The 19714-nt window shown below is 66.7% G+C and carries 17 protein-coding genes and 1 pseudogene; 11 read left to right on the plus strand and 7 right to left on the minus strand.

What is annotated here, in order from left to right:
• Positions 1-47: 47 nt before the first annotated feature.
• Positions 48-2126 (minus strand): DNA topoisomerase (ATP-hydrolyzing) subunit B, encoded by a 2079-nt coding sequence (gene gyrB / locus A3ES_RS0110255; protein WP_420323131.1) that lies wholly within the window; start codon positions 2124-2126, stop codon positions 48-50.
• Between the two features lie 281 nt (positions 2127-2407).
• Between gyrB and A3ES_RS0110260 the strand changes: the two genes are divergently transcribed.
• The 3 genes from A3ES_RS0110260 to A3ES_RS0110270 are packed head-to-tail and all read left to right on the plus strand — an operon-like array spanning position 2408 to position 4178.
• Entirely contained in the window at positions 2408-3034 is a 627-nt protein-coding gene (locus A3ES_RS0110260; RefSeq protein ID WP_020386713.1) for a hypothetical protein, read from the plus strand.
• Complete coding sequence (locus tag A3ES_RS0110265; RefSeq protein WP_020386714.1) at positions 3031-3624, plus strand: hypothetical protein; 594 nt, start codon at positions 3031-3033, stop codon at positions 3622-3624. The genes A3ES_RS0110260 and A3ES_RS0110265 overlap by 4 nt, the downstream gene beginning before the upstream one ends.
• On the plus strand, positions 3621-4178 hold the full coding sequence (locus A3ES_RS0110270; RefSeq protein ID WP_020386715.1) for a hypothetical protein: 558 nt from the start codon (positions 3621-3623) through the stop codon (positions 4176-4178). The genes A3ES_RS0110265 and A3ES_RS0110270 overlap by 4 nt, the downstream gene beginning before the upstream one ends.
• 23 nt (positions 4179-4201) lie before the next feature.
• Here the strand turns inward: A3ES_RS0110270 and A3ES_RS0110275 are convergent, their stop codons facing one another.
• From A3ES_RS0110275 to dnaA, 6 genes are all read right to left on the minus strand, one after another.
• Complete coding sequence (locus A3ES_RS0110275) at positions 4202-5548, minus strand: hypothetical protein (protein ID WP_020386716.1); 1347 nt, start codon at positions 5546-5548, stop codon at positions 4202-4204.
• 56 nt (positions 5549-5604) lie between these two features.
• A complete protein-coding gene (locus tag A3ES_RS0110280; protein ID WP_020386717.1) occupies positions 5605-6213 on the minus strand; it encodes a DciA family protein in 609 nt (202 codons plus the stop codon).
• A complete protein-coding gene (gene recF, locus A3ES_RS0110285; protein WP_020386718.1) occupies positions 6206-7348 on the minus strand; it encodes a DNA replication/repair protein RecF in 1143 nt (380 codons plus the stop codon). The genes A3ES_RS0110280 and recF overlap by 8 nt, the downstream gene beginning before the upstream one ends.
• Positions 7349-7378: 30 nt before the next feature.
• A complete protein-coding gene (gnd, locus tag A3ES_RS0110290) occupies positions 7379-8299 on the minus strand; it encodes a phosphogluconate dehydrogenase (NAD(+)-dependent, decarboxylating) (RefSeq protein ID WP_020386719.1) in 921 nt (306 codons plus the stop codon).
• 36 nt (positions 8300-8335) lie between these two features.
• Complete coding sequence (gene dnaN / locus A3ES_RS0110295) at positions 8336-9481, minus strand: DNA polymerase III subunit beta (protein WP_020386720.1); 1146 nt, start codon at positions 9479-9481, stop codon at positions 8336-8338.
• 511 nt (positions 9482-9992) lie between these two features.
• Positions 9993-11573 carry a chromosomal replication initiator protein DnaA gene (gene dnaA, locus A3ES_RS0110300; RefSeq protein WP_020386721.1) on the minus strand — a complete coding sequence of 527 codons (1581 nt, stop codon included), beginning with the start codon at positions 11571-11573 and terminating at the stop codon, positions 9993-9995.
• A gap of 643 nt (positions 11574-12216) precedes the next feature.
• Between dnaA and rpmH the strand changes: the two genes are divergently transcribed.
• The 8 genes and pseudogenes from rpmH to A3ES_RS0110335 all read left to right on the plus strand — a co-directional run bounded on the left by rpmH (position 12217) and on the right by A3ES_RS0110335 (position 19147).
• The gene (gene rpmH, locus A3ES_RS52470; protein WP_083933330.1) at positions 12217-12354 is read left to right on the plus strand and encodes a 50S ribosomal protein L34; all 138 of its coding nucleotides are present in this window, start codon (positions 12217-12219) and stop codon (positions 12352-12354) included.
• 30 nt (positions 12355-12384) lie between these two features.
• Positions 12385-12882, plus strand: a complete 498-nt coding sequence (rnpA, locus tag A3ES_RS56925) for a ribonuclease P protein component (protein ID WP_020386722.1) — start codon at positions 12385-12387, stop codon at positions 12880-12882.
• A complete protein-coding gene (gene yidD / locus A3ES_RS0110310) occupies positions 12879-13190 on the plus strand; it encodes a membrane protein insertion efficiency factor YidD (protein ID WP_020386723.1) in 312 nt (103 codons plus the stop codon). Before rnpA ends, yidD begins: the two co-directional genes overlap by 4 nt.
• 3 nt (positions 13191-13193) lie before the next feature.
• Positions 13194-14177: pseudogene (gene yidC, locus A3ES_RS0110315) on the plus strand (membrane protein insertase YidC); the annotation flags it as partial.
• Positions 14178-14501: 324 nt separating this feature from the next.
• Positions 14502-15026, plus strand: coding sequence for a R3H domain-containing nucleic acid-binding protein (locus tag A3ES_RS0110320; RefSeq protein ID WP_020386725.1), 525 nt, complete (start codon positions 14502-14504; stop codon positions 15024-15026).
• A 16-nt stretch (positions 15027-15042) separates the two neighbouring features.
• Entirely contained in the window at positions 15043-15753 is a 711-nt protein-coding gene (gene rsmG, locus A3ES_RS0110325) for a 16S rRNA (guanine(527)-N(7))-methyltransferase RsmG (RefSeq protein WP_026162738.1), read from the plus strand.
• Positions 15754-16913: 1160 nt separating this feature from the next.
• Positions 16914-17852, plus strand: coding sequence for a ParA family protein (locus A3ES_RS53920; protein ID WP_040454432.1), 939 nt, complete (start codon positions 16914-16916; stop codon positions 17850-17852).
• A 347-nt stretch (positions 17853-18199) separates the two neighbouring features.
• Entirely contained in the window at positions 18200-19147 is a 948-nt protein-coding gene (locus A3ES_RS0110335; RefSeq protein WP_026162739.1) for a ParB/RepB/Spo0J family partition protein, read from the plus strand.
• Positions 19148-19714: the final 567 nt, after the last annotated feature.

The following is a 19714-nucleotide window of genomic DNA, read 5'->3' on the forward strand; positions in this document are numbered from 1 at the left end:
GAGGTCGGCGCTGCGAGGAGTGCACCCGGGCAGAACCCGGGCGACCCTCAGATATCAAGGAACCGAACGTCCTTGGCATTGCGCTGGATGAAGTTGCGGCGGGCCTCGATGTCGTCACCCATCAATGTCGCGAAGGTCTCGTCGGCGCGGGCGGCGTCGTCCAGGGTGATCTGCAGCAGCACCCGGTTGGCCGGGTCCATCGTGGTCTCCCACAGTTCCTGCGCGTTCATCTCGCCCAGACCCTTGTAGCGCTGGATCGCGTTGTCCTTCGGCAGTTTCTTGCCTGCCTCGACGCCGGCCTCGATCAGGCCGTCCTTCTCCCGCTCGGTGTAGGCGAGCTCGGGTGCCTGGTTGCTCCAGCGGATCTTGTACAGCGGCGGCTGCGCGGCGTACACGTGACCGCCCTCGATCAGCGGCCGCATGAAGCGGAACAGCAGCGTGAGCAGCAGCGTCCGGATGTGCTGGCCGTCGACGTCGGCGTCGGCCATGATCACGATCTTGTGGTAGCGCAGCTTCTCCTCGTCGAAGTCCTCGTGAATCCCGGTGCCGAGGGCGGAGATGATCGCCAGTACCTCGTTGTTCTGCAGGACCCGGTCGATCCGCGCCTTCTCGACGTTCAGGATCTTGCCCCGGATCGGCAGGATCGCCTGGTACTTCGGATCGCGGCCACCCTTGGCGGAGCCACCGGCCGAGTCACCCTCGACGATGTAGACCTCGCACTCCTCCGGGTTGGTCGACTGGCAGTCGGACAGCTTGCCCGGCAGACCGCCGCCACCCAGCAGGCCCTTGCGGTTGCGGGCCAGGTCGCGCGCCTTACGGGCGGCGATCCGGGCACTCGCGGCCGCGGTGGCCTTGCGGATGATCTCGCGACCTTCCTGCGGGTTCTGCTCGAACCAGGCACCCAGCCGGTCGTTCACGACCCGCTGGACGAAGCCCTTCACCTCGGTGTTGCCGAGCTTGGTCTTCGTCTGGCCCTCGAACTGCGGCTCGCCCAGCTTGACCGAGATGATCGCGGTCAGGCCCTCGCGGACGTCGTCGCCGGTGAGCCTGTCCTCCTTCTTCTTGATCATGCCCTGGTCCTCGCCGAACGAGTTGACCAGTGAGGTGAGCGCGGCCCGGAAGCCCTCTTCGTGGGTGCCGCCCTCGTGCGTGTTGATCGTGTTCGCGAAGGTGTGCACCGACTCCTGGAACGAGCCGCTCCACTGCATCGCCACCTCCAGGCTGAGCGCGTTGTCGCCCTGGGCCGCCTCGAAGGCGATCACATCGCGGTGCACGGTCTCGCGGATGCCGGTCAGGTACTTGACGTAGTCGACCAGGCCGTCGTCGTACTTGAACGACTGCTCGGCCGGCTGACCGTCCTCGGTGAGCTCCAGGCGCTCGTCGCGGATCACGAGCTCGAGTCCCTTGTTCAGGAACGCGTACTCGCGGAAGCGGGTGGTCAGCGTCTCGAAGGAGAACGTCGTCGACTCGAAGACGCCCGGGCTCGGCCAGAAGGTGATCGTGGTGCCGTTGGAGTCCGACGTACCGACGTCGGCGAGGTCCGCGTCCGGGACACCGACGCTGAAGGACTGGGTGTAGGCCTTGCCGTTCTTGTTGACGTCCACCCGGAGCCGGTCGGACAGCGCGTTCACGACAGAGACGCCGACGCCGTGCAGGCCACCGGACACCTTGTACCCGCCGCCGCCGAACTTTCCACCGGCGTGCAGGACGGTCAGGACGACAGTGACGGCCGGCTTGCCCTCGGACTCGACGATGTCGACGGGGATGCCACGGCCGTTGTCGACGACGCGGACGCCGCCATCGGGCAGCAGGGTGACCACGATCTTGTCGCAGAAGCCGGCCAGCGCCTCGTCCACCGCGTTGTCGACGACCTCGGTGACGAGATGGTGCAGACCACGCTCACCGGTGGACCCGATGTACATCCCCGGCCGCTTGCGGACCGCATCCAGGCCTTCGAGGACCTGGATCGCGCTGGCGTCGTATTCCTTCTCGACCGCGCTGGACTGGATTTCACTGAGAGGTACTTCTTCGAAACCGGTGCTGTCGGCGGACGTTGTTTCGTCGATCTCGGTCGGCTCGTCGGTCACCGGCTGTTGTCCTCCTCGGACCCCGCGTACACGGGGCATCGATGCACAGTAGAAGCCGCCCCTACTGTGTTCATCAGCGGTGCGGCTTTCTCAACTGTTCCATCTTACCCGTCGACCGAAGCAGAACCTGCCATGAGGGGCCCCCAATCGCGGACAGGGCGTCTTTTCGGACTCCTCGCCATGTCCCCCCACGCGGGGTGGGTGCTCGGAAAGCGCTCATGGCGCTCAGTGGCTTCTGGCCGGATCACCCCTGACTGTCTGCGGACCGAGACTGGATCGGCCCGCGACCACCGGCCCTGCTGCCCCTTAGGATCGCTGCCGTGGAAAGTCTCGACGACGTCATCGACGCCATGATCGCCGACAAGGTGATCCACCGGCACCGCCGGAAGTGGCTGATCGCGCTCGCCCTCGTCGTCGTGCTCGCGGTGGTCATCTTCTTCACCGGGGGCTGGAAGGAGAAGCAGGGCCGCAAAGTCGACACGATGGACGCTCCGGTCACGATCGAGGCGGGCCGGTACGAGGTCGGCATCAGTAAGGCCACCATCTGGCGGACGCCGAAGACCGAGTACAGCCCGGCGAAGTCCCGGCTCGAGGTCGAACTCCAACTGAAGAACATCGACGAGGAGGAACGCGCTAGCCACCGCTTCGACAGCATGCTGCTGAGGTGGGTGATCGCCGGCAAGGACCCCGTCCAGCCCGCGGGCGTGAGCTGCAAGGACGAGATCGGCTATGTCCTCGTCTACGGCCTGCCCGCCGAGACGTGCATCGCGAAGTTCGACGTGTCGCCCAACTTCAGCACGGACATGACCGAGATCGGCATACTCGCCGAGACCTACAAGTCCGATAGCGGCCTGTTCGGCGCGACGGACAAGGCGTACTGGCAGAGCGAGACGGCGGTGGCCGTGGTCCGGGTACCGACCACGATCGAGACGGAGACCGACGAATGAAGCTGTATCGGCCCGCGACGGTGCTCGTCGGCATCTTGTTCGTCCTGCTCGGCGGGCTGACCCGCCTCGCCGGACCGGACCAGGTGTTCGAGGAGGACAACCGCGTGGTGAAGCGCGGCACCATCGGCCAGGCGGTTCCGTACGGCGATTCGACCGTCACCGTGCATCGAATGAAGTTCGCTCGGGCCTACCTGACCGGGGAGACCGGTAAGAAGGCGGTCGAGACGAGCGGGATCTATGTCGCACTTGAGTACGGCACGGTGCAGGGCACCCAGGACATCTCCAGCCCGAATGGCCAACTGACCACCGACAAGGGCACCGTCTACCTGCCGATCGCCGAAACCTATGGCAGCGACATCGACTTCCCCGCGCCGGGCTTCGGCGTGATCGGCTCGATCATCTTCGAGGTGAATCCGGCCGACCTCAAGGGACTCACCCTGAAGGTCAGCAACCTCCAACTGTTCAACGTCATGGGCCAAGACGTCGCCATCGACCTCGGCGTGCCGGACGAGAAGATCGCCCAGCAACAGATCGACGCCGCGACGCCGGAATATCTGATCGCCAAGAGCATCACGCGGGTTGCGTCATGAAGCCACCCCGGCGGGCGGCCCGGCTCATTGCCCAGATCTCGCTGCTGGTCGCCCTGGCCGCCACCAGCGCCGTGCTGATGCTGCGTACTCATCTCGGCGACGAGGAGACGATCTACCGGCAGGGAACGATCAACGAGGTAGTCCAGCAGGGACCGGTGACGATCGGCCGGGTGCAGTGGAAGCTGGAGTCGCTCGAGGTCTACACCCAACTGGTGGACGGCGAGAAGAAGAAGATCTCGCTGGACCAGCCGGAGGGCTCGGTAGTGATCCTGGCCAAGGTCTCGATCACGCCGCTGGACGGTCTGAAGATGGGCGCCGATGGCTTCAGTTGCTCATCCAGCCTTCGCGATGACCGCGGCAACCTATGGGGGCAGCAGAGCGTCTCCGGCCTTGCCCTGCCGACGAACTGCGGCGACGACGACCATCCGTTCAGCCGGAACAAGGCCGGTCTCCTCGCACAGGTCTACGTGGTGCCGCAGTCCGCGGTGCCACACCTGACCGGCCTCCAGATCGAGAGCCTGTCCGAGTACCGCCGGGTCTTGCTGGCCCGCTGACCTGACCCCCGCGGTACCGGCCGTCAGTCAGTGGGCGGTCCGGCGGGGGCGGACTGCGGCTCGGCCTGCTGCTTCGCGGCGGCGGCCTCGGCTCGCCGTTCGGCGCCGACCGAGATACAGAGGTCGAAAGCCGCCGCCAGCAAGGCGATCCGCAGCGTCTCGAAGAAGACGTCGCGGATCAGCATGGTGATCTCCATGTTCATCACGCCCCAGTCGGAGCCATGCACGCCGATCAGCCGCAGACCGCCCGTGAAGGCCCAGTCCTCACCCAGCTTCCAGAACGTGTAGACCATGCAGACCACGCCGAGGAATACCGGACCGACCCGGACCAGCAACCGGAACGCGGTCAGCGTCGGGTAGAACTTCTCCCGCAATCCCCCGAGCAGCAGGTTCGGCGCCTGGTTGGTGAGCGTCACCAGCCTGCTCTGCTTCGGCGTCTCGTCCGCCGGGACGACCTGCCTGCCGAAGCGTCGCTCGATCCGGGTCCCACGAAACACGCCGCCACTGGCCAGCACCCGGTGCCCGAAGACCACCGTGGTGATCGCGAGCCAGGTCAGCGGCTCGGCCACGCCGGACTTGAACAGCGGCCAGAGGCTCTCCCAGAAGAAGCCCCAGAGGAATTCGATCCCGGCCGGGATCGGGATGTGGATCCCCGCGAAGAAGTCCTTCAGCCCACCCCACCAGTCGACCGAGATGTACCAGACGTTCCGGCTCTCTATCCAGTCCCTGAAGTCGCCGACGGCGAACGGCGTGACGACGACCGTGATCAGCAGGAAGAACGCCTCGGCCCAGACCTGGGCGAACTTGACCGGCCGGCTCGGCCAGCGATCGTCGATCGCCTCGAGCACGCGGCGCAGTATGAGCAGGATCACGATGGCCGGCAGGTACGAATGCCAGCCGCCGTTAGCCAGTTCGAAATAGCTCGCGCCCGGTCCGGAGCCACGCTGGATGATGTTGCTGATCGACAACTCTTGGATCCGGTCGTCCAGGAATCCCCAGGCCGACCAAACCGCGACCAACGGCAGCAAGGTGACAGCCAGCAACTCCATCAGGCCCTGCTGGGTCGGGTCGGAGGTCTCCTCGGCTTTGTTGCTGGCCGCGTCACGCCAACGGTAGAGCGAGGTGGCACAGGTCCGGATCATGCCGACCGTTGCCGCGATCTGGATCAGCACACCGGTGGCGAAGACCCCGACACCCAAGCTCCCATGCTGGTGCTCGTCCAGCCAGATTGCGGCCTGGATGGAAGCCCGGAAGCCGAGGTATCCGGCCAGGAACCAGGTGGTCAGTGGCAGCAGGTTGCGCCACCACAGCCGGAACGTGTCGGCGATGAGGTGGACCATCTCGCGGAAGCCATCAACGATCGTGCGCATCGCGCCCGATCCTAGAGGACCGTCAGGGTCCAGCGCAGGCGCCGTCCGCCGAGGGATCAGCCGTAGGTGTCGCGAGGGCCGCGGCCGCCGCGGACAGTACGCGGGCCTTTGCGCCAGCTGGGGGCGTTGGGGCCTTCGACCTTCACTCTGGTGACGGTGCCGTCGCCGAGTTCGGCGTTCAGACGGCGTACCAGGTCGGGCGCCAGCAGGCGGACCTGTGTGGCCCAGGCGGTGGAGTCGGTGCGGACGGTGAGCTCTGTGTCCTGGTAGCTCTCCGGGCGACAGTGTGAGGCCATCTCCGGGCCGACGATCGACGGCCAGCGGGCCATCACGCCATGGACGGCGACGTCGACCTCCCAGCCCTGCTCGCGCATCAGCCGGCCGAGCGTGTTCGTGAGCAGTTGGGGATCGCGATCGTCCGCGCGTGCGCTGCTGACCTGATTGCCGGTCGGGCGGCGACGGCGCGTCTTCTTGACAGGCTGGATCGGACCCGCGCCCTTGAGCCTGCTGGCCAGCGTCTTGGCCAGATCGAGGCCGCGTTTGTCGTGCTCAGCCGCTTCGACGGACTCGCTCTCGGAGCCGCTCTCAGAGGAATTCTGGCGTTCCGGCTCGCCCCGCGTGGGTTCCGCGCGGGGTGCGGGCTCGGGACGGAGGTCCTCAGGCACGGCGTACCGTGCCCTCGCCGACGTCGAACCGCACACCGCTCAACTCGGCCGGTACGTCGGCGCCGACCGCTGCGGTGACCAGGACCTGTTCGGCGGGTGCGACGAGTTCGGCCAGCCGGTCGCGGCGACTCGTGTCCAGCTCGGCGAAGACATCGTCGAGGATCAGCACCGGCTCACCCCCGTCCGTCCTGAGCAACTCGTACGACGCCAGCCGCAACGCGAGCGCGAACGACCAGGACTCACCGTGACTCGCATACCCCTTCGCGGGCAAGTCCCCCAGTCCGAGTACGACGTCGTCGCGGTGCGGGCCGACCAGCGAAACCCCACGATCGAGCTCATCCGAACGGCGATCCCGTACTGCGGCCTGCAACACCTCCGCGAGCTGGTCCCGGCTGGCGACTCCCGGCTCCAGCGGAACGGACGACTTGTACTCTAGCCGGGCATCACCCTTGCCTCGGGCAACGGCATCGTACGAGCCAGAAACCAATGGACGAAGGGATTCCAGCAAGTCGAGTCTGGCCGCGAGTAACTCCGAACCGGTCCGGACGAGGTGCTCGTCCCACACCTCGAGGGTGCGCAACTGGGCCTCGACGGCGCCGCCGGAACGGTTCTGCCGGCGGGCGATCGAGGTGCTCTTGAGCAGTGAGTTGCGCTGCTTCAGCACCCGGTCGTAGTCCTGCCGGACGCCGGCCAGCCGGGGTGTCCGCAGGGTGAGCAACTCGTCCAGGAAGCGGCGCCGCTCGGACGGATCACCCTTCACCAACGCGAGATCCTCGGGCGCAAAAAGCACCGTACGGAGCAATCCGAGCACTTCGCGCGGCCGGGGGACCGGCGAACGGTTCACCCTGGCCCGATTTGCCCTCCCAGGATTGATTTCCAGCTCGACGACCAGATCACGGTCGTGGTCGGAACGGAACTCGGTCCGCACGATCGCCCGCGGAGCGCCGGCCCGCACGAGTGGCGCGTCGTTCGCCACCCGGTGCGAACCGAGCGTCGCGGTGTAGTGGATCGCCTCGACCAGATTCGTCTTGCCCTGGCCGTTCGGGCCGACGAAAGCCGTCACTCCCGCCTGAAGCTGGACCTCGACCTGCTGGTACGACCGGAAGTCGATCAGTCCGAGCGCGGTGACAAACACCTGAATTCCTCTGCTGGGCGGATCCTGAGGCTAGTGCTTGATCGGGGGTGTCGCGTAGGACGGGTCTTCGGAGGCGCCCTTGACGGCGTGACCGCCGAACTGGTTGCGCATCGCGGCGATCGCCTTCATCGCGGGGGAGTCGTCCTGCCGGGAGGCGAACCGCGCGAACAGCGACGCGGCGATCGCCGGCACCGGTACGGCGTGGTCGATCGCGGCCTCGACGGTCCAGCGGCCTTCGCCCGAGTCGTCGGCGTACCCGCGGATCTTGTCCAGGTGGGTGTCTTCCTTGAGCGCGTTGACCATCAGGTCGAGCAACCAGGACCGGATCACCGTGCCCTCGCGCCAGGAGTCGAACGCCTCCGGCACGTTCTCGACGATGTCCGCGGCCTCGAGCAGCTCGAAGCCCTCGGCGTACGCCTGCATGATCGCGTACTCGATGCCGTTGTGAACCATCTTGGCGAAGTGGCCGGCGCCGACCTGGCCGGCGTGCACGAACCCGAATTCACCCTCGGGCTTGAGCGCTTCGAAGATGGGCATCAGCGTGCCGACCGTCTCGGCGTCTCCGCCGCACATCAGCGCATAGCCGTTCTCGAGACCCCAGACTCCACCGGAGACCCCGCAGTCGACGAACTTGATGCCCTGGTGGGACAGCAGTTCGGCCCGGCGGATGTCGTCGGTCCAGCGGCTGTTGCCGCCGTCGATCACGATGTCGCCCTCGGACAGCAGGCCGGCCAGCTCGGTCAGGACCGGGTCGATGGCCTGTACCGGCACCATCACCCAGACGACCTTCGGCTGATCGGTCGCGGTCAGCTTGCCCACCATGTCGGCGAGATCGGTTGCGTCAGACAGGTCCGCGTTGTGGTCGAAGCCGACCACGTTCAGGCCCGCTTTGCGCATCCGCTCGCGCATGTTGCCGCCCATCTTGCCGAGACCGACAAGGCCGAGCTCCATCGTGAATCCCCTTGTTCTGTTGGCTTTTCGCTGGCTTCAGCTGTTCAGGCGAACCGGCATCAGCACGTACCGGAACTCGGTGATCGGGTCGCCGTCGAAGTCCTTGACGCCGGTCAGCTCGGCCGGCTTCGTCGCCTGCGTGAAGGCCAGGTGCGCGACCGAGGTGCCGATCGCGTTCAGACCGTCCAGCAGGTACGTCGGATTGAAGCCCACGGTAACCGGCTCGCCAACCACCCGTGCCTCGATCGACTCGGAGGCCTGCGCCTCGTCACCGCTGCCGGCGTCGAGCGTCACGGTGTCGTCGGAGAACGTCAGCCGGACCGGCGCGTTCCGCTCGGCCACCAAAGCGACCCGCTTGACCGCCTCGACCAGGGTCGCGGTGTCGATCCGGACCCGGGTCGCGATCGCGGCGTCGGTCGGGATGATGCCGCGAACCTTCGGGAACTCGCCGTCGAGCAGCCGGGTGGTGGCGCGGCGGTTGCCACCGGACACCTCGCCCTCGAAGCCGACGATGCCGTCACCGCTGCCAGGGGCTGCCAGGGAGACGATGATGTCGGTTCCGGTCATCGCTTTCGCTGTTTCCGAAAGCACCCGGGCCGGGATAAGGGCTGCAGCAGAGGCATCTGGGCTCTGCGGGTTCCATTCGAGCTCACGAATCGCCAGCCGGTACCGGTCGGTGGCCAGCAGCGAGATCGTGGAGCCCTCGATCTCGACCCGTACGCCGGTCAGGACCGGAAGCGTGTCTTCGCGACCCGCGGCGGTGACGACCTGAGCGACGGCCTGGGCGAAAACGTCACTGCGCACCGTGCCGCTGGCCGCCGGAAGGTCCGGCAAAGCCGGATATTCCTCTGTGGGAAGCGTTTGGAGCGTGAACCGCGAGGTGCCGCAAGTGAGTTGCGCCTTCGCGCCGTCCACAGCGATGTCCACGGGCTGATTCGGAAGACTCTTCGAGATGTCGGCGACGAGCCGGCCGGAGATCAGGCACTTGCCGGCATCGGCCACCTGGGCCGGAACCGTGACACGGACGGAAGTCTCGTAGTCGAAGCCGGACAGGGTGATCTGCCCTTCCTCCGCTTCGACAAGAAGGCCCGCAAGGATCGGGACGCTGGGTCGACTGGGCAAACTGCGCGCGGCCCAGGCCACCGACTCGGCCAGTACGTCGCGCTCGACGCGAAACTTCACCGCTGGGTGCCTCCTGTTTCGGCTGTGTGCCAGGCAGATCCTGCCACGGACAGATGTGATGTGCGCCAACCGGGCTTGACGTGGCGGTTCGGGCGGGTCGCGTCACCTTTGGTTCGCAGCTGGTGCGGACAGCCTGACAGGTGGGTCCTGAGGGCCGGCGGCCAGGTGCGAAATCGAGGTTTTCCCCAGGTTGGGGCGCCAGAACCTTTTGTGGACTGGGACCTCTCTAGAGATTCCATAGGGTTCTTCGCACGTGTGGATACTGTGGAAAAGCCGCGAGTTCGCAGGTCAGGGCCGGTTTTGCCCTGAGGACGAGGTGTGGACGAAATCGGGGTCTTCTCTGGACGGCTGGTGATGACGGATTTTCTCCACACAGCCAATCCACAGCCGAGACGAGAGTGTCCACCGACATACCCACAGTTATCCACAGGACTGTCCCCAGCCTGTGTGGTTCGTGTGACCGCGTCGTAGCGCTCGGCGTACACGCTTCCGGACCCGGTCACACGCCCGCTCATTGCTGCTTGGCCTGGTGCTTGATCCGGTTGGTCAACTCGGTGACCTGGTTGAAGACGCTGCGCCGTTCCGACATCAGCTGACGGATCTTCCGCTCGGCGTGCATCACGGTGGTGTGGTCGCGCCCGCCGAACTGCTGGCCGATCTTCGGCAGGGACAGGTCGGTCAGTTCGCGGCACAGGTACATCGCGATCTGCCGGGCCGTCACGAGCACCCGGCTCCGGCTCGAACCACACAGATCGTCGATCGACAATCCGAAGTACGAGGCGGTCTGGCCCATGATCATGCTGGCCGTCACCTCGGGCTTGCTGCCTTCGGGGATCAGGTCCTTGAGCACGATCTCGGCCAGGGACAGATCGACCGGCTGCCGGTTCAGGCTGGCGAACGCGGTGACCCGGATCAGGGCGCCCTCGAGTTCACGGATGTTCGTCTGCACCTTGCTCGCGATGAACTCGAGCACCTCGGGCGGCGCGGTCAGCCGCTCGGTGGCGGCCTTCTTGCGCAGGATCGCGATCCGGGTCTCGAGGTCGGGCGGCTGGATGTCGGTGATCAGGCCCCACTCGAACCTGTTCCGCAGCCGGTCCTCCAGCGCCTCGAGCCGCTTGGGTGCGCGGTCGGAGCTGATCACGATCTGCTTGTTCGCGTTGTGCAGCGTGTTGAAGGTGTGGAAGAACTCTTCCTGGGTCTGGATCTTGCCTTCCAGGAACTGGATGTCGTCGATCAGCAGCACGTCGACGTCGCGGTACCGGCGCTGGAACTGCGCGGCTTTGTCGTCGCGGATCGCGTTGATGAAGTCGTTGGTGAACTCTTCGCTGGAGACGTACCGGACGCGGGCCCCGGTGTAGAGGCTGCGGACGTAATGCCCGATCGCGTGCAACAGGTGAGTTTTGCCCAGCCCGGAGTCGCCGTAGATCAACTGCGGGTTGTACGCCTTGCCCGGTGCCTCGGCGACCGCGACGGCCGCGGCGTGCGCGAACCGGTTCGAGCTGCCGATGACGAAGGTCTCGAAGGTGTACTTCGGGTTGAGCCGCGCCTCGCCCTGCGCCTCGGTGGCCGTCTGGGTCTGGGCCGAGCCGTTCGGCGGCGGAGCGACCGAGCCGAGCGGTGGCTGAGAGATCTGCGCGACCTGCTCGGTGTGCAGCGGAATATGCGTCGGCTCCTGCAGCCCTTGGTGGATCGGCTGGCCGAACGGCTGACTCAACGGCTGGTTCGGAGGCTGGTTCAGCGGCGAGTGAATCACCGGTGCCTGCTCCCGTACTACGGGTTGCGGCTGCGGGGCCGGCTCCCGAAGCTCGGGATCGAGCGACGGGTCGACGGTGACGGCGATCCGGATGTCCCGGCCGAAGCTCTCGGTGAGGATGCGCTCCAGGTCGGGCCGCAGCCGGGTCTCCAGCTGGCCGCGGGTGAAATCGTCCGGGACGGCGACGATCGCGGTGCTCTCGTGCAGCGTCACCGGCCGGGAATTCGTCAGCCAGGCTCGCTGGTTCGGTGGTAGTCCGGCCAGCACCCTGGTCCAGGCAACGTCCAGATCATTCACTTCCGCCTTGCTCTCCGCATTGGCGGACTGGTCCTCGACCACGCGTTGCTCCCCGAATCCTTTGCTGCGGTGGCCGGCGCTCCCGGGTTCGTCCCCGATGCCGCGCGACCATTCGACCCGGCACCCCGCCCGTGCCGCCGGTCGGCCGCACGTAGCAGTTGCTTTCTCCCTCAGCCGGTTTCCTCATTGTCCACATCGTTGTCCACAGTTGTGAACGAAGCGCGGAGCTACTTGGTTACCGGTCTCGGGGTGTGGGACCTCTGGTGTGAGGGACTGACGCTAACAAGTCCGCCCACACCGCTTCAAGCCGTCATCCACAGGCTATGGGACTCAAATTGGGGGCAACCTGCGGCGTGTCGGGTAGACGTCGGAGCGTAGTCATGGTTGGCGTCGCCTCCGCGTGTCGCGCTGTGTAGCGGCGGTGACCTGGCAGTGACGAGGCCCCCGTCGACCGCTTCATCCACAGGCTTGTGGAAAAGTATGGGGATGACTGGTTTGACCTGTCCACAGGGCGCCACGTACCGTGGATCAGTCGGTGTTGAACCGGCCGTTTCGTGCTGCGCTCCCTGCGGGACCATCCTTCGTCACTGAAGGCTTCTCGAGCGGTGGGCAGGACCTGCACCAGGGACAGATCTATCAGTGGATTTGTCGACAAACGTGATCTCGAGTAACCGGAGTCATTCCAGTGAGCAAGCGGACGTTCCAGCCGAACAACCGTCGTCGGCACAAGAAGCACGGCTTCCGTCTTCGGATGCGCACCCGTGCCGGTCGCGCCATCCTCGCAACGCGTCGTGCGAAGGGTCGCCAGCGCCTCGCGGCCTGACGCCGGTGAGCTGGCGACAGTGACCACCTCGTGCTACCCGCGTCGAATCGGCTTCGCCGGTCCGACGACTTCGGCCGCGCCGTCCGTACTGGACGGCGTGCCGGTCGGCGTGCCGTGGTGGTCCATCTGTTGCCGGGGCCCGGCTCCTCGGCCGAGCCCGCTCGTGTCGGATTCGTGGTGAACAAGGCGGTGGGCAATGCGGTTCTGCGGAACCGCGTCCACCGCCGTCTGCGTGCCGTGATGGCTGCGCAGCTTCCCGGCCTGCCGGCCGGCAGCCTCACCGTGGTGCGGGCGTTGCCGCCGTCGGCCTCCTCGTCGTACGACGAGCTCGCTGCCGACGTGGACGGCGCGCTGCAGCGGGTCCTGACTGTGCCGACGAAGACCGCGCCGACGAAAACTGAGTCGCTGAAGACTGTGCCGCCGAAGACTGAGTCGCTGAAGACTGTGCCGCCGAAGACTGAGTCGCTGAAGACTGTGCCGCCGAAGACTGAGTCGCTGAAGACTGTGCCGCCGAAGGAAGGGCGATGAAGATCGCGCCCGTCAAGTACGGGATCATCGGCTTTCTGAAGTTGTACCGGAAGTTCGTCAGCCCGATGTACGGGCAGGTGTGCCGGTTCTATCCCAGCTGTTCTGCTTACGCCCTGGAGGCGGTCGAACGCCACGGCGCGGTGCGCGGTAGCTGGCTGGCGGCGAGGAGACTCGCCCGCTGCCACCCGTGGAACCCCGGCGGCTACGACCCCGTTCCACCCACAGATGTCGACCAGCGCGGAGATCTGATCTCCGCCAACCAGCCCGGATCGTCAGCCGACGCCGGGCCTGTGCAGCGAGGTGCTTGAGTGATTCTTCTGGCCATCCCCGAACTCGCATTGTGGGACGGGATCGTAGACGTTTTCAACGCCGTCATGACGCCGCTGTACTGGGCGGTCTCGGCACTGCTGGTGGGATGGCACTGGCTGCTGTCGCAGGTGTTCGATCCCGACAGTGGCTGGGCCTGGGCGCTCTCGATCGCCGGCCTCACCATCGTCATCCGGACCCTGCTGATCCCGCTCTTCGTGCGGCAGATCCGCTCCAGCCGGAACATGCAGCTGCTGCAGCCGAAGATGAAGGAGCTGCAGAAGAAGTACGGCCATGACCGGGAGAAGCTCGGTCAGGAAATGATGAAGCTGTACAAGGAGACGGGCACCAACCCGTTCTCCTCGTGCCTGCCGCTGCTGCTCCAGTCGCCGATCTTCCTGGCACTGTTCCGGGTGCTCGACCAAGCATCGAAGGGTGAGGCGCTCTCCAGCGTTATCGCTCCGCATGTCGACTCCCTCCGGCACGCGAAGATCTTCGGCGCCGAGATCTCCCAAACGTTCCTCCGGGCGAACGGCGACGGCTCGACCAACGTCAAGGTCGTCGCGGTCATCCTGATCATCCTGATGACCGCCACGATGTTCATCACCCAGCTCCAACTGATGCGCAAGAACATGCCGAAGGAGGCCCTCGAGGGCCAGGCGGCGCAGATGCAGAAGATCATGCTCTACGTCTTCCCCGTGTTCTTCCTGATCGGTGGCTTCAACTTCCCGATCGGTGTGCTCATCTACTGGTTCGTCTCCAACGTGTGGACGATGGGGCAGCAGTTCTACGTGATCCGCCGCAACCCGGCCCCCGGCACTCCGGCGTTCGACGCGATGGAAGCCCGCAAGCGCGAGCACAACCTGAAGGCCGGTAGGCCGGCCGACGAGGGCCTGGGCGATGACGCCGAAGAGGGTTCGGTCGCGACCGACCGGCGTCCGGCGAATCGGCAGCAGCCGAAGCGTCAGTCGCGCAGTACGCGGAAGACGGGCGCTCCGGCGGCCGGTGAGTCCTCGGCGCAGGACGCCCCCAAGGTGCAGGACACTCCGAAGGCATCGAGCAACGGCCAGCAGCCGGCGAAGAAGGCCGCAGCCAAGCAGGCCTCGGGCGCGAAGCGACAGCCGGCCGCGAAGTCGCGCGCCGCTCGCCAGGCTGCTCAGAAGAAAGCCGCGCAGAAGAAGTCCGGCGGTGGTGGGTCCGGCCGGTCCTGACGCTCGACGTCCGGACGGCCGGCTGACCCGGCATCCCCGTTTTCTCTGCTGTGTACGACCTGGGTCCCCGTGGGGCGGATCTCGAAACGTGAAGGAGTGGCCGTGAGCGACGGCATGCAGGAGACCGAGGCCGTGGAGAAGTCCACGCCGGAAGACCAGCCGGGCGACCGTCTGAAGGCACTGGAGGCCGAGAGCGACATCGCGGCCGACTACCTGGAAGAACTGCTGGACATCGCCGATCTCGACGGCGACATCGACATGGACATCGACGGCGATCGTGCCGCGGTGTCGATCGTCGGCGCCGACCTGAGCAACCTGGTCGGCGAGAACGGCAAGGTGCTCGAGGCGTTGCAGGAGCTGACCCGATTGGCCGTCTACCGGGAGACCGGTGAGCGGTCGCGGCTGATGCTGGACGTGTCGAACTACCGGGCGAACCGGAAGACCGAACTGGAAGAGGTCGGGCGGAGGGCGGTGGATGAGGTGAAGACCTCGGGTGCCGCGGTGAAGCTCGCGCCGATGACGCCGTTCGAGCGCAAGGTCGTGCACGACGTCGTCGCGGCCGCCGGCCTGACCAGCGAGTCCGAGGGCGAGGAGCCGCGTCGCCGGGTCGTCGTCCAGCCCGCGTGATCGCCGCGTCCTGCTCGTGACGGACGACGTTTCACGTGAAACGCCGCCGCTCGTGGAGAAGCTCTACCCACGAGCGGCGGTCCGGCTTGCGGCGTTCGCCGACTTGCTGGCGACAGAAGGAACGCTGCGCGGACTGATCGGTCCGCGCGAGGTGCCGCGGTTGTGGGACCGGCACCTGTTGAACTGCGCGGTGCTGGAGCGCTTGATCCCGGAAGAGTCCACCGTTGCCGACATCGGCACCGGCGCCGGCTTGCCCGGAATCGTGCTCGCCCTCGTTCGCCCCGACCTCCAGGTGTCGCTCGTCGAGCCGCTGCTCCGGCGCACCACCTTCCTGGAAGAGGCCGTGGAGCTGCTCGGCTGCACCAACGCAGAGGTGGTTCGGGCTCGCGCTGAAGACCTGATCCCCGGTGCCCGTTCCGCCGCCGAAGGCGCTGCGCGCGGCAAGGCGCCGTACGACGTGGTGGCATCTCGTGCGGTCGCTCCGCTCGGCAAGCTGGCCGGCTGGTGCTTGCCGTTGACTGCCGAGGGCGGGCTGATGCTGGCGATGAAGGGAGCCTCCGCAGAGGAGGAACTCGCTGCTTCCGAAGCCGAACTCGAGGCTCTTGGCGCTGAGGAATGGCACGTCCATCAACTCGGTGTCGACGAACTGGCCCAGCCGACGACAGTCGTGAGTATTGTGGCCGGACGTGCTGCGCGGGGATCCCAGCACAGGAGACGCGGGAGGTGATCGGGTTCGTGAGTCGCGCCCTCGGATGGCCTGAGAAAAGCACCGGTGAACCACAGGCATCACAAGGAATCGGCTGGCCGGCAGACCAACCCGCCGCCACCCGCCAAGCAACCGAGGCCCCCGCCCCAGCCTCCCCCTCCCAAACTCCTGAACCTCCCGCAGTTGCGTCGCTCGATGAGCCGCTCGCGTCACCCGACGCAGCTTCGGCGGCAGCGGCAATTGCTGGGACGCCGACCGCGGATCCCAGCGGCGTGTCTATGCAGACGCCGACAGACACGACCGAGCCGCAGACAGTTGACGCATCCGCGACGCCGGGTACCGCGTCCGACGCGCCAGCCTCGCCGACTAGTGCGGTGACCACCGACTCGACCGACTCGACCGGGCCCGCCGACTCAACCGCCTCATCGACGCCCACCGACTCGACTGCGTCCTCGGCGCTGGAGCGCGAGGCGTCCGCCCGTCAGGCCTTGCTGGACGAACTGCGCGAGGCCGAGGGCGACCTGGCCGACGCCCAGCACCAGGCGGGTATCGATTCGACGTCTACCCCAGCGACCACCGGCTCGACCGGCTCGGCTGTGCCCAGCGACTCGACCGCCTCATCGGCGCCCACCGATTCGACGTCTACTCCAGCGACCATCGGCTCGACCGGCTCGACCGGCTCGACCGGCTCGACCGGCTCGACCGGCTCGACCGGCTCGACCGGCTCGACCGGCTCGACCGGCGCCTCGGCTCCGGGGCATGGGTTGACGGCGGCGCCGGTGTTCGGAGTGCCGGGGCGGTCTGCTGGAGCCGGAAGTGATTCGGCTGAGCGGGTTGAGTCGGATGAGAGTTCCGAGACAAACTTTGCGGGGGCTTCAAAGAGCCACTCCGCACTCCGAGCGGCCGCTTCGATCGGGCTTGGCGACGAGCCGGCCGCCGTACGATCGGAAGCTGTTTCACGTGAAACCGAAGAGGTCGTTCCACGTGAAACAGCCGCCGCGAATGAGGCTGAGGAAGAGTTCCCCGAATCTCCCCGGCCTGTGGATGACTACCCCCTGGAAACGGCACCTCACGCGGGAATTCATCCACAGCCGCCTGTGGATGAACCTGGGGGCAAGCCCGCCCCGACCCCCACGGACATCCTCTTCGGGCCAAGTACCGCACCTATCGGAATGGGCGCTATGACTGCCGCACAGATCGCCGCGCGGGCCACCTCGGACGAGCTTCAGCGACGACTTCTCGAAACTCCGATCGCCGCCGCCACCGAACGGACCCTGCTGGTGAATGAAGGACGCACGATGGGCCGCGAGTTCCCGCTGCCCGCAGAGACCCGGGTCTTCGTGGTCGCCAACCAAAAGGGTGGCGTCGGCAAGACCACAACGACCGTGAACGTCGCAGCCGGCCTCGCGCTGTATGGCGCGCGGATTCTCGTGATCGACCTCGACCCGCAGGGCAACGCGTCGACGGCGCTGGGCATCGAGCACTCGGAAGGCACCCCGGGTGTCTACGAGGCGGTCATCGAGGGGGAGCCGCTGAGCAAGCTCCTGGCGCCCTGCGCCGAGCACCCCGGCATCGTCGTCGTTCCGGCCACCATCGACCTGGCCGGCGCCGAGATCGAGCTCGTCAGCATCGTCGCGCGCGAGAGCCGGTTGAAGAAGGCTCTCGATGCTCACCTGGCCGAGACCGAGGCCGCGGGCGAGAAGTACGACTACGTCTTCATCGACTGCCCGCCGTCGCTCGGCCTGCTGACGGTGAACGCGCTGACGGCGGCGCGCGAAGTACTGGTACCGATCCAGAGCGAGTACTACGCGCTCGAGGGTCTGTCCCAGCTGCTCCGCCACATCGACATGGTGAAGTCGCACCTGAACCCGACGCTCGACGTCTCGACGATTCTGCTCACCATGTACGACGCCCGCACGAAACTGGCCGGCGAAGTGGCGGCTGAGGTCCGCGGTCACTTCCAGGACGCCGTACTGCGAACCGCGGTGCCGCGTTCGGTCCGGATCTCCGAGGCGCCGAGCCACGGACAGACGGTGCTCGCGTACGACCCGGCATCGGCCGGCGCACTCTCCTACCTGGAGGCGTCGCGCGAGATCGCGATGCGCAACAACGCCTCCTGACTGATCGAACTGACGGCTCGCCGGCACCGCGTTGTCGGCGGGCCGTTTGGCTTTCCTGCGGATGTTCCACGTGAAACGCGGGGAGCTGAAGCTGATCCGTTCCACGTGAAACGGCGCAACTGAAGGGGTCCGTTGCACGTGAACGCGGCACTGAAGAGGGTCCGTTCCACGTGAAACGCGGCAACTGAAGAGACTCTCGTTCCACGTGAAACAGGGCTGCTGGCAGAGGACTTCTCCACAGCTGGGGGACCGGCTCTCCGGTCGCCACCTGAGACCGGCTACCGTTGCGCAGTTGCTGTCGATGAAACTTGATCGAACCGAAGCACTTGAAACTCGAGGGAGCGGCGATGAACACCCGACTCGGACGCGGACTCGGTGCGCTGATTCCCAGCACCCCCGCCCCCGGCACGACGAACAGCCTGGGGAGCAAGTCCAGCTCGATTCCGGGGGCACCGCCCGTACCGGCCGGTCCTGAGCTCGCGGCGGTACCCGGCGCGGAGTTCGCGGAGATCGACGTCGACAAGATCACCCCGAACCCGAAGCAGCCGCGCAGCGCCTTCGACGAGGACGCGATGGCGGAACTCGTGCACTCGGTGAAGGAGATCGGCCTGCTGCAGCCGATCGTCGTGCGGCGGCTGACCGATACGACGTACGAGCTGGTGATGGGTGAGCGCCGGTGGCGTGCGACCCAGGAGGCTGGGCTCACCACCATCCCAGCGATCGTCCGGGAAACCTCCGATGACGTCATGCTCCGGGACGCGCTGCTGGAGAACCTCCACCGCAGTCAGCTGAACCCGCTGGAAGAGGCGGCGGCGTACCAGCAGATGCTCGACGACTTCGGTTGCACGCAGGAGGTGTTGGCGACTCGCATTGGTCGTTCGCGGCCGCAGATCTCGAACACCCTGCGCCTGCTGAAGCTGCCGGCCTCGGTTCAGCGCCGGGTTGCTGCCGGCGTACTGTCCGCGGGTCATGCTCGAGCGTTGCTGGGTCTGCCCAGCGGCGACGCCATCGAGCGGCTGGCTCAGCGGATCGTTGCTGAAGGACTGTCGGTGCGTACGGTCGAAGAGATCGTCTCGATGGGGGACATGTCGGCCGACGACCCCACTCCGGCCCGACGCCGCAACAAGCCCGTCGCCCCGCGCCTGGTCGACCTCGCCGACCGCCTGTCGGATCGCTTCGAGACGCGCGTCAAGGTCGACCTCGGCAAAACTAAGGGACGCATCACCGTCGAGTTCGCCACCGTCGACGACCTGGAACGAATCGTCACCCTGATGGACCCGACCAAGGAGTCCTGAACACCTCAAAACCACCGAGAACGCCCTGCGCCAACTTTCAGTTGGCACAGGGCGTTCTGCTTTGTGGCCGGAGGAGCCGGGCAAGGTGGGCGGGGGGAAAGGCGTGGTGCGGCGAGGCGAGTCGCTGGGACGCGGCTGGCGGAAGGCGGGCGGAGCGTGCGTGGCGGGGAAGGCTCGGTACGCGGGGCAGGGAGAGGCGCCGGAGCGTGGGCTGGGGAAGGAGCAGAGCGCGCGTGGCGGGGGAAGGCGCGGCACGCAGGCACGGCGAGGCGCGCGAAGCAGACAAGGCGAGGCGGCTGGGTGGAGAGGGCGACGCGACGTGAGGCCAAGAAGGCGCCAGCGCGCACGACCGCGGCGAGCGGGGCCGGGTATGGCGGACCAAGGTGGGCAGGTCTGGTTGTGGCGAGGTGGGCGGGGATGGAGTGTGACGCGGAGGCTTGGAGGTGGCTACGCGAGGCGGTGCGAGCGTGGCGGTGTGATCGCCTTCCACAGGTGGGTGTGCTCGCGCCAGGAGGCGGAACCACCGACCGGCCCGACGGGCGCGTAGTAGCGAGGCGGGCGGGTGGC

It is taken from the genome of Kribbella catacumbae DSM 19601 (genome assembly GCF_000372465.1).
Taxonomy (GTDB): domain Bacteria; phylum Actinomycetota; class Actinomycetes; order Propionibacteriales; family Kribbellaceae; genus Kribbella; species Kribbella catacumbae.